Raw genomic sequence first — 9,835 nt, 5'->3', positions numbered from 1 at the left:
TCTTCCGAGATATCGACAGCGGAATCGTCCTGAACAAAGCGCAATTCTTCGATCTTCGCTTCGAGTTCAGCGATCGGCTGTTCGAAATCCAGAAAAGTGGTCTTCATATGTTCGAATCCTAGAGCATAACGCCACGGCTTGTGGGTGGTGGAAGACGATGTCAGCCGTGAACTCGTACCGCCCGGCGCACCGCTGCTGGCGGCGATGGAAGGCCTGAACCGCGTGCTTTATATAGGCGGATTTTCGAAGACCATCACGCCGGGATTGCGCTGCGGTTACGTAGTCGCGGAGCGCGACGTGTTGCGCGAACTGGCGCGCACGAAGATGGCGGTGGGGCTGACTTCATCGGCGGCGACGGAGCGCATTGTCGAGAAGGTGCTGACCGAAGGACGCTACGCGCGGCACGTCGAAGCGGTGACCGAGAAGTTGAAAGATGCGCACCTGGACGTGGAAGAACGCATGGATGCGCTCGGAGTGGAGGTGTTTTGCAGGCCACGCGCCGGGTTGTTCTTGTGGGCGCGCCTGCCGGTCGAAGCGGAACACGCCAATGAACTGGCCACGCAGGCGCTGGAACATGGCATCTGGCTCGCTCCTGGCTCCTACTTTCGTCCAGACGATGCCGCCAGCGAGTGGTTTCGGTTCAATGTGCCGTATTCAATGGAGGATGCATTGTGGAGGTTTATCGAAGGGTGGAAGGGGAGGTTGCGCTGATCCCTGCCCACGCCACACGCAAAAAAGCGCGGATATCCCCGCGCTTTTTTGCGTCTGTCACAACGGTGTTCCCGGTTCAGGAACACCGCGGCTTCATCGCCTGAATACGCCGAGCAGCAACGTAGCCAGGAAGATCACGATAAAGATGAAGAACAGGATCTTCGCGATCTCGGTTGCGCCACTTGCGATACCGCCGAAGCCAAAAAATGCCGCGATGATCGCGATGATGAAAAAGATGACAGCGTATCGAAGCATGAAGCCCTCCAAAGGGTCGATTTATCGGATTGGTTTGCGTGCTGGCTTGACGCCCGGCCGCTTTGATTGCTTGAAATGCCGCTGTGTCCTGCAGCGCGGTACTTAGAGCAACCCTCGTGCCCAAAATGCGCATCCCGCTAAAAAAGGGCGCGATAAACAACCAGGCCGCAACGGAACCGCAAAAAAGCCGCACTGCGTTGCGCAAGTGCGGCTGATGGGGAGCGCCGGCAGGCGCTGCAAAGGTGAGAGAAATGTTATCGGCGGGGCGTGCCGGAGTCGGGTTCGTCGTCGAGATCGTCCTCGTCGGCGTGGTTTAGCGCGTCCGGCAGGTTGTTCTCGAGTTCATCGCGTTCAATCTGATCGGCGAGGTCGAGGGACTTGCGTGTTGCGGGACCGGACGGGCGGTTAGCTCCAGACATGGCGACTCCTTGGGAGATTTCAAAGCCGCGCCAACAGGGCGCGAGTTGATCGGGAAGCAAGCTTCATACGTGCCTGTCGATCCCCCGGTAGGGCGGAATGAGCGCAGTTCTTGCCGCTTTGAACGGCTAAAGTTGCAATGAGGCTGCATATTTTGCGCGGCGGCAGGCAGGTCCAGTATGCGCCGCCTTGAGCAAAATAGGCTGAATACGAAAACTCGAAGCGTCAAATACGGCGTCCTCTGCGCAACGTATGGCTCGCTGATTACACGAACTACGCCAGCGCGCGCTCCACGATCGGGTACAGGGACAACACAAGCAAGGCGGCCATCGTCCAGTTGAAAAACCGTAGCGAACGCGGATTCGTAAGCACCTTGCGCATCGACGTGCCGAACGCCGCCCACATGATGATGCAAGGCATCCCGACCACGATGAACACCAGCGCCATGAGCACGGCGTTCATGGAGATGCTCGAATGCAGATGGATGGTCGTTGCGGCGGTCAGGACCATCATCCACGCTTTCGGGTTGATCCACTGGAACGCGGCGGCTTCGATGAAGCGCATGGGGCGGCGCTCGCCTTCACGGACTTGCACAGCCGATGAAGTCGCGATCTTCCACGCCAGGTACAACAAATACGCCACGCTGAGCGTTTCCAGCAGCGTGTAAGCCCAGGTGAAGTGCACGAATGCCTGCGCCACGCCGAGTCCGGCCAGAATCATCAGAATTGCCACGCCCACGCTGATGCCCAGCACGTGGGGCATGGTGCGGCGCAAGCCAAAGTTCACGCCCGATGCAAGCAGCATGGTGTTGTTCGGGCCGGGTGTGATGGAAGTGACGAGCGCGAACAACAACGCGGCGGGCAGTGCGGTCATCAAGGCGGCATCGAGATGCATGGCATTCCTGGTCGGACGGTTCTCAGGTTCAGAGCACGAGTGTATGAGGACTGATCGGTACAGTACCGGTACAGAACGGCAGTTCGTTCCCTGTACGGTGTTTTCCGGGACGCCATGCTGTTTTGCCGCGCTGCAGCGCCAGGCACGGTGCTTGCAAAAATCTTTCGATGAGCCTCGACCTATCTACTCGTGCCCTATCGCCAGGCCAACGCATGACAGACGACGCGTTTTTCCAGCCGGGTCGCAATTGCGACAGCGTTCGCCATGCTGACCGATTCAGTCTGCTGATCGACGGCTCGGATTATTTCCGCGTGCTGCGTGAAGCGATTACGCGAGCGCAGCGGACCGTGTTCATTCTCGGCTGGGACATCGACAGCCGCATGAAGCTCGCGCCCGCAGGCGCCGACGACGGTTATGCCGACGCCCTCGGCGATTTCCTGCACGATGTCGCGGCGACACGAAAGCGCCTGCGCATTTACATTCTCGCGTGGGATTTCGCGATGCTCTACGCGTTCGAGCGCGAGTGGCTGCCGGTCTACAAAATGGGTTGGCGCTCGCATCGGCGGGTCGCGTTCCAGATGGACGGCAAGCATCCGATGGGCGCATCGCATCATCAAAAGGTCGTGGTGATCGACGACAAACTGGCGTTTGTCGGCGGCATGGACCTGACGCGTTCGCGTTGGGACACGCCGCGGCACGACGCCAATGATCCGCTGCGCCGCGACGCGAACGGCGAGCCCTATCAACCGTTTCACGATGTCCACACGATGTTCGACGGCGACGCGGCGCGGTCAATCGGCCTTCTGGCGCGCGAGCGCTGGCAACGTGCATGCGGCCGGCGTTTTGCGATCCGCTCGCATCGATCGATGAGCGAGAACGACCCGTGGCCGCCGTCGCGCAAGGTGGATCTGGAGAACGTCGAGCTCGCGATTTCGCTGACCGAACCCGCGTTCGACGGACGGCCTGCCGTGCAGCAGATTCGCCAGCAGTATCTCGATGCCATCAAGCGCGCGCAGCGCTCTATCTATATAGAGAACCAGTATTTCACTGCAGGTTCTGTCGGCGGGGCGTTGAAGGGAATGCTCGAGAAGCCGGATGGCCCCGATATCACCATCGTTTCCCCGCGCATGCAAAGCGGCTGGCTGCAGGAAATGACGATGGGCGTGTTGCGTGCGCGATTGCATCGGATGCTCAAGGGCGCAGATGCGCACGACCGCTACCGGCTGATGTCGCCTTGCGTGCCGGGGCTGGAAACCGGTTGCGTGAACGTGCACAGCAAGCTGATGTTCATTGACGACGATTTGCTGCTGGTTGGATCGGCGAACCTCAACAACCGGTCGATGGTGCTCGACACTGAATGCAACATCGCCATCGATGCCGACGGCGACCCGCGCATCCAGGCCGCGCTTGCCGGCATGCGCAATACGCTGATTGCCGAACATCTCGGCTGCGAGACTGCCGAGTTTGCCCGCGAATTCGACGCGCGCCACAGCATGAACGACGCAATCGCAGCATTGATGAAAGATGCTGGCGAACATCGCACCCTGGAGCGTTTGAACCCGACCGTGACGCCGGATGTCAACCGGCTCGTGCCGCCGGAAGCGTTGATCGATCCGGAGAAGCCGGTGGAGGCTGATCAGCTCGTGGGTCAGTTCGTGCCGATGGAAAAGCCGCATCGGCTGATCGGCAGGTTTGCGTTGCTCGGCGTGCTGGCATTCCTGATTGTCGGATTCGCGGCCGCCATGCATTGGACGTCGCTTGGCGATTACCTCAATCTCGCCGCGCTCGCACGCCAGACGCGCCGTATCGATACGCTGCCGCTCGCGCCGCTTTGGGTCCTGCTTGCGTATGTGCTGGCGGCGGTCGTATCGATACCCGTCACGCTCCTGATTGCAACTACCGGCCTTGTTTTCGGCGCGGCATGGGGCAGTTTTTACGCGCTCATTGGAACGCTCGCCGCGGCGGCCGTGACGTATCTGTTGGGCGAATGGCTTGGCCGTGATGTGGTGCGGCGCGTGGCCGGTGCGCGCGTGAACAAGCTCAGCGAACGTGTCGCGAAACGCGGGCTGGTCGCGGTCGTCATCCTGCGGATCTTGCCGGTTGCGCCTTTTACGATCGTGAATCTGGTTGCGGGCGCATCCATGATCGGCCTGCGGGATTTCATGCTCGGTACATTGATTGGCATGGGGCCGGGTATCTTGCTGACAGTCGCGTTCGCGCATCAACTTGTGGCGTCGCTGCGGCGTCCGACCGCCGGGTCCTTTGGCGTGCTGATTGGAATTGGCGTGGTGCTGGTGGCGGTATCGGTGTTGCTGCAGCGGTTCCTCGGCCGCAAGGAGCGTGCGGAGGAAGGCGAGCGCCAGCGCCAGCGTGACGCGCAACCGCCGCATGAACGTGTTGTGGATGTCGAAGTCGAGGCGCCCAAGGAAGCGGCTCGCGAGGTAAGCCCATGACGTCGATGCACGAAGTTCGCATGGAACCGCCTTCGCCGTTGTCGTTGTCCCCGCTCTCTTCGCGCGGTCTCCGGATCGCCACATACAACGTTCATGGTGCGGTCGGCGTGGACGGCAAGCTTGCGCCGGAACGGATCGCGGCGGTGCTTGCCGAAATCGATGCCGATATTTTCGCGCTCCAGGAAGTGCCGTTAGGCGGCAGCGCCGCGCCCGATGTGCTCTCGATCCTGCAACGTTTGACGGGTCTTCATGTCGTGGAAGGTCCCACACTCGATACCCCTGCGCGCCGTTACGGCAATGCAGTGCTCACGCGCTTCCCGGTGCGCGCGGTCCGCACGCTCGACCTTTCGTTCAAGAGCCGCGAACCACGCGGCGCCCTCGATGCGGATATTGATTGCGGCGGGGAAACGTGGCGCGTTGTCGCGACGCATCTCGGGCTGGCATCGAGTGAAAGACGCGCGCAGGTCGAGCAGGTGCTGCAACGCTTCGATACGCCGGATCTTCCCGTGATCCTTTTAGGCGACCTCAACGAGTGGTTCATTTACGGCCGGACGCTGCGCCGGCTGGTTTCGCATTTTTATCGCGCGAGTTCGCCGAAGACTTTTCCCACGCGATATCCCCTGTTCGCACTGGATCGCATCTGGGTGCATCCGGGCGAGCGGCTCGTGAAGGTCGAGGTGCATAGAAGCGCGCTGGCGCGCATGGCGTCGGACCACTATCCGCTGATCGCATATTTGTCGGCGCCGCTTCATGCACACACTCTCGCGCCAAACGTCAGACCGAATCTTCCAGAATGACACTCGTTGTTCCTGGCTCGCTTTGAAAGCCGGCCTCGTAATTGACGGTATGCGCATCGAAATGCTGGATCGCACGAAGCAGCCGCGGCGAGAACGTGGCGCCGAAATGAGCGATCAGCTTCTGGCGTTCGGCGGCGTCCGCATGGGCCAGGGCTTTCAGCTCCGCAAGCGGAATGCCGACAAAAAGATCGAGCGGGAAGGGCGGAGGATTATCGTCCGGGGAAGGCGGCATGCGGATACGCAGACCGGGCAGGAGATGCGACTCGAGTTCCATGGAGAAAACAAAATCCTCGTTCTCGGGCGACGCAGTTTTGGCTTCGCTCAGAAGGCTCGGTATGACGTCTTGAAGTGCGGATATTTCTTGTTCGCTAAGCATGACAAAATCCTTTCAGAACGCGGGGAAAAACGAATCGCCGTTTGTAAATCCGGTAATCGCAGCATCCCGGATACCAATGAAAAGAGCACGAAAACCTGAGGCATGATGTTTGCTGCAGCACTCCGCTTGCGCTGAACCGCTTGCGGGTAAGACACCATCGGCGCCCGAACCCCTATCTGTCGACCTCTTGCCTGGCGTGAGGAACTGGTCCTGCGCGCTTCAGGCTTGAACGAGTGAGAGAAGCCTGATGCCTGATCAAGACGAAAAACCTGACCACGACGCCGAGCATTCCGACGATAAAAAGGAAGACTCAAAAAAAGACGATGCGGGCGACGACAAAGACAAATCCGGCGACGATAAAAAACAGGGCGATGACAAGGACAAAAAAGACGACAAGAAGAAAGGCCCTGGAAAAAAGCCGCTCATCATTCTCGGCGTCATCGTCGTCCTGATCATCATCGCGGGGCTGATCTGGTGGTTCGCAACCCGCAATCAGGTGAGCACGGACGATGCCTACACCGACGGCGATGCGGTCACCATCGCGCCGAAGGTTTCGGGTTATGTCGTGGTCATGAATCTCGGCGACAACAAGTTCGTCCATAAGAACGACCTCCTGATCAAGATCGATCCCCGCGACTACCAGGCGCAGCTCGATCAGGCAAATGCGCAACTCGGCCTCGCCAAGGCGCAGCTCAACGCGGCGCAAGTGCAACTGGCTATTGCGCGAGTGCAGTATCCGGCGCAACTCACGCAGGCCAAGGCACAGCAACAGTCCGCACAAGCGAATCTCACGCAGAGCCGGGCCGCGTATGAACGCCAGCATTCTGTGGACGTTCGCGCAACGTCGCAACAAAACATCGATACCGCCAACGCGCAGCAACAAAGCGCGCTTGCCAACGTCGCGCAGGCTCGCGCGCAGGTGAAGACCGCGAGCCTCGTGCCGCAACAGATCAGTCAGGCCCAGGCTACCGTCGACGAACGCCGCGAGCAGGTCCATCAGGCAGAAGCGCAAGTTGAAGCGGCCGCGCTCAATCTCTCGTACACCGAGTTGCGCGCCCCCGCCGATGGCTGGGTCACAAAGCGCAATGTGCAATACGGGACCTTCCTGCAGGCAGGCACGTCGATCTTTTCGCTCGTGACCACGACTGTCTGGGTTACCGCCAACTTCAAGGAGTCGCAGCTCGAGCGCATGCGTCCGGGCGACGCGGTGGATGTTGCCGTCGATGCCTATCCGGACCTGAAACTGCATGGTCACGTGGACAGCATCCAGCTTGGCAGCGGCTCGCGCTTCTCGGCATTCCCTGCGGAAAACGCGACGGGTAATTTCGTGAAAATCGTGCAGCGCGTGCCGGTGAAAATCCTGATCGATAACGGCCTGCAACCCGACTTGCCGTTGCCGCTTGGTCTTTCCGTCGTGCCGAAGGTGATGCTGAAATGAGCGAGCGCGCCGACTGGAAGCCGAAGTCCAACCCGTGGCTGATCGCGGTGGTGGTCACGCTCGCGGCGTTCATGGAAGTGCTCGACACAACGATTGTCAACGTCGCGCTGCCGCACATTTCGGGCGCGATGTCCGCAAGCTACGACGAAGCCACGTGGACGCTGACCGCGTATCTGGTGGCGAACGGGATCGTGTTGCCAATCTCCGCGTTCTTCTCGAAACTTTTGGGACGTAAGCGCTATTTCCTGATTTGCATAGCGGCTTTTACAATGTGCTCGCTGCTGTGCGGCCTCGCCACCAACCTGTGGCAACTGATCATTTTCCGCGTGCTTCAAGGTTTCTTTGGCGGCGGTTTGCAACCCAACCAGCAGTCCATCATCCTTGACACGTTTCCACCCGAGCAACGGGGGCGCGCGTTTTCGATATCCGCCGTGGCGATCGTGGTCGCGCCCGTGGTCGGCCCGACGCTCGGCGGGTGGATTACCGATAATTTGACCTGGCGCTGGGTGTTCCTGATCAACGTGCCAATTGGCGTGATCACAACCATCGCGGTGATGCAGTTTGTTGAAGACCCGCCGTGGGAGAAGAAAAAGGATCGTAAGGAACTCGGGCTGGATTACATCGGCATCGGCCTGATTGCGCTGGGCCTGGGGTGCCTGCAAGTGTTCCTCGATCGCGGCGAGGATGACGACTGGTTCAAGTCCGGCTTCATCACCACGTTCGCGATCCTGTCGGCGATCGGCATTGTCGGCGCGATATTCTGGCTGCTCTACGCGAAGAAACCGGTCGTCGATCTGCGCGTGCTGAAGGATAAAAACTTCGCGCTGAGTTCCATTTGCATGGTCGGCTTCGCCAGCATTCTCTATGGCAGTGCGGTGCTCGTTCCGCAGCTTGCGCAGCAGCAGCTCGGGTACACCGCCACTCTTGCAGGGCTCGTGTTGTCGCCCGGGGCGATGATGATCGTCGCCATCATTCCCATTGTCAGCAAGCTCATGCCGATCATACAAACGCGCTTCCTGGTTGCGTTCGGTTTCTTCCTGATGTCGTGCGCGTTGTTCTTCACACATCACCTCGTGCCGAATATCGACTTCAAGACGCTGACCATCATGCGAAGTTCGCAATCCATTGCGATTGCTTTCCTCTTCGTACCGATAACAACCCTCGCGTATCTGACGCTCAAGCCGTCGGAGAATGCGGACGCTTCCGCGCTCTTCACAATGTTTCGCAACGTCGCGGGATCGATCGGCATTTCGCTTTCCACCGCGATGATCGTCGAGCGCACGCAGGCGAACATGGCCCACATGTCCGTGCACATGACAACGCTCAATCCCAATTACAACGATTCCGTACAACGCATGACGCGCACACTGATGGACATGGGCCAGACCATGCAACAGGCCATGACGACAGCAACCGGCCTCATGTACAAGCAGTTCATATCGCAGTCCACGATCCTGGCTTATCTCGATGTGTTCGGCGCCGTCGCGATCTTTGCGTTGTGCTTCGTCCCGGTGACGTTCTTCTTTTCCCCGGTGAAAGCTTCGGGCGGCGGAGGAGGGCACTGAGATGAACAAACGCCTGACTTCGTTATCGATTGCATTGCTTGCGCTTTTCACGAGTGCCTGTTCCGTCGGCCCGAATTTTACGGAGCCCGACGCAAAAGCGCCTGATAACTGGCGTGATCTGCAACGCGTGCAAAATCCGCCAGACGATATGCGCATCCCGCACGCGGGCGTGCCGACCATCATCGATACAAACGCCGATCCCGATCCGCGCTGGTGGCGCGGATTCAACGACGCCACGCTCGACTCGCTGATCGATCGCGCCATTGCGGGGAATCTCGATTTGCAGAGCGCGGTGCTGCGCATCACGGGGGCGCGCGAACAAGCCGTGGCTGCAGGCGCACAAGGGTTGCCGCAAGTCAGCGCAAACGCGAGTTATATGCGTGAGCAACTCGGTCTTAAGGGCATCCTCGAATCGCAAGGTGCGTTCGACCAGATCAATGGGCTTGGGGCGAACGCACCGCGTGTTCGCAACGCAATCGATTCCGCGACCGGGCCGGTCAATCTCTTCCAGGACGGCTTCGATGCATCGTGGGAACTCGATCTGTTCGGCCGCGTGCGACGCTCGGTGGAATCGGCCAATGCGCAGACGCAGTCGGCTATCGAAAATCGTAACGATGCGCTCGTCTCGCTCGAAGCCGAAGTCGCGCAGACCTATTCGCAACTGCGCGGCGCGCAGTTGCTCAAGCAGATCACGCTGGCAGAAATCGATTCCGAGCAACAGATTCTAGACCTCACGCGGGAACAGGCACGCGTCGGCCTGACGAGCCAGAGCGATGTTCAAAGCGCAACGGCGCAAGTCGGCTCGCTCCAGTCGCAGCTTCCCCAATTCGATGCGCAGATCGCGCAAGCCATGAACGGTCTTGCCGTGTTGACCGGCAGCGTGCCGGGCGCGCTCGATGCCGAACTCGAAACGCCCGGCGCAGTGCCGA

The 9,835-nt window shown here is 59.9% G+C and carries 9 protein-coding genes and 2 pseudogenes; 6 read left to right on the top strand and 5 right to left on the bottom strand.

The window, feature by feature from the left end:
• Positions 1-107, bottom strand: a pseudogene (locus tag ACRXB1_RS21500) (acetyl-CoA carboxylase carboxyl transferase subunit alpha); the annotation flags it as partial.
• 22 nt (positions 108-129) lie between these two features.
• Between ACRXB1_RS21500 and ACRXB1_RS21495 the strand changes: the two are divergent.
• Positions 130-711: pseudogene (locus tag ACRXB1_RS21495) on the top strand (aminotransferase class I/II-fold pyridoxal phosphate-dependent enzyme); the annotation flags it as partial.
• 93 nt (positions 712-804) lie between these two features.
• On the opposite strand, the gene ACRXB1_RS21490 reads toward ACRXB1_RS21495, so the two are convergent.
• The 3 genes from ACRXB1_RS21490 to ACRXB1_RS21480 all read right to left on the bottom strand — a co-directional run bounded on the left by ACRXB1_RS21490 (position 805) and on the right by ACRXB1_RS21480 (position 2,277).
• Positions 805-966: a DUF1328 family protein gene (locus ACRXB1_RS21490; protein ID WP_031363615.1), complete on the bottom strand. Its 162-nt coding sequence runs from the start codon at positions 964-966 to the stop codon at positions 805-807.
• A gap of 254 nt (positions 967-1,220) precedes the next feature.
• On the bottom strand, positions 1,221-1,385 hold the full coding sequence (locus ACRXB1_RS21485; RefSeq protein WP_155524323.1) for a hypothetical protein: 165 nt from the start codon (positions 1,383-1,385) through the stop codon (positions 1,221-1,223).
• A 271-nt stretch (positions 1,386-1,656) separates the two neighbouring features.
• A complete protein-coding gene (locus ACRXB1_RS21480) occupies positions 1,657-2,277 on the bottom strand; it encodes a LysE family translocator (protein WP_449493148.1) in 621 nt (206 codons plus the stop codon).
• 212 nt (positions 2,278-2,489) lie between these two features.
• Here ACRXB1_RS21480 and ACRXB1_RS21475 point away from each other — a divergent pair, with 212 nt between their 5' ends.
• Both ACRXB1_RS21475 and ACRXB1_RS21470 read left to right on the top strand, forming a co-directional pair.
• The gene (locus tag ACRXB1_RS21475) at positions 2,490-4,730 is read left to right on the top strand and encodes a VTT domain-containing protein (RefSeq protein ID WP_449493147.1); all 2,241 of its coding nucleotides are present in this window, start codon (positions 2,490-2,492) and stop codon (positions 4,728-4,730) included.
• A 5-nt stretch (positions 4,731-4,735) separates the two neighbouring features.
• Positions 4,736-5,527 carry an endonuclease/exonuclease/phosphatase family protein gene (locus tag ACRXB1_RS21470; RefSeq protein ID WP_449493149.1) on the top strand — a complete coding sequence of 264 codons (792 nt, stop codon included), beginning with the start codon at positions 4,736-4,738 and terminating at the stop codon, positions 5,525-5,527.
• Here ACRXB1_RS21470 and ACRXB1_RS21465 read toward each other — a convergent pair.
• Positions 5,505-5,801, bottom strand: coding sequence for a hypothetical protein (locus ACRXB1_RS21465; protein WP_449493146.1), 297 nt, complete (start codon positions 5,799-5,801; stop codon positions 5,505-5,507). The two genes, ACRXB1_RS21470 and ACRXB1_RS21465, sit on opposite strands and share 23 nt — an antisense overlap.
• Positions 5,802-6,150: 349 nt before the next feature.
• Between ACRXB1_RS21465 and ACRXB1_RS21460 the strand changes: the two genes are divergently transcribed.
• The 3 genes from ACRXB1_RS21460 to ACRXB1_RS21450 all read left to right on the top strand — a co-directional run.
• Entirely contained in the window at positions 6,151-7,341 is a 1,191-nt protein-coding gene (locus tag ACRXB1_RS21460; protein ID WP_449493145.1) for an HlyD family secretion protein, read from the top strand.
• Complete coding sequence (locus ACRXB1_RS21455; protein WP_062002574.1) at positions 7,338-8,906, top strand: DHA2 family efflux MFS transporter permease subunit; 1,569 nt, start codon at positions 7,338-7,340, stop codon at positions 8,904-8,906. Before ACRXB1_RS21460 ends, ACRXB1_RS21455 begins: the two co-directional genes overlap by 4 nt.
• A gap of 1 nt (position 8,907) precedes the next feature.
• Positions 8,908-9,835 (top strand): TolC family protein (locus ACRXB1_RS21450; protein WP_449493144.1); only part of this gene is annotated, 928 nt, incomplete at its 3' end.

It is taken from the genome of Caballeronia sp. M23-90 (assembly GCF_053574605.1).
Note: the sequence above shows the minus strand (reverse complement) of the source record. Positions and strands in the feature narration are given on the sequence as shown.

Bases quoted from the DNA above. Each gene is read 5' to 3' on its own strand.
- ACRXB1_RS21490 (WP_031363615.1), bottom strand. From the start codon at position 966: ATGCTTCGATACGCTGTCATCTTTTTCATCATCGCGATCATCGCGGCA.
- ACRXB1_RS21485 (WP_155524323.1), bottom strand. From the start codon at position 1,385: ATGTCTGGAGCTAACCGCCCGTCCGGTCCCGCAACACGCAAGTCCCTC.
- ACRXB1_RS21480 (WP_449493148.1), bottom strand. From the start codon at position 2,277: ATGCATCTCGATGCCGCCTTGATGACCGCACTGCCCGCCGCGTTGTTG.
- ACRXB1_RS21475 (WP_449493147.1), top strand. From the start codon at position 2,490: ATGACAGACGACGCGTTTTTCCAGCCGGGTCGCAATTGCGACAGCGTT.
- ACRXB1_RS21470 (WP_449493149.1), top strand. From the start codon at position 4,736: ATGCACGAAGTTCGCATGGAACCGCCTTCGCCGTTGTCGTTGTCCCCG.
- ACRXB1_RS21465 (WP_449493146.1), bottom strand. From the start codon at position 5,801: ATGGAACTCGAGTCGCATCTCCTGCCCGGTCTGCGTATCCGCATGCCG.
- ACRXB1_RS21460 (WP_449493145.1), top strand. From the start codon at position 6,151: ATGCCTGATCAAGACGAAAAACCTGACCACGACGCCGAGCATTCCGAC.
- ACRXB1_RS21455 (WP_062002574.1), top strand. From the start codon at position 7,338: ATGAGCGAGCGCGCCGACTGGAAGCCGAAGTCCAACCCGTGGCTGATC.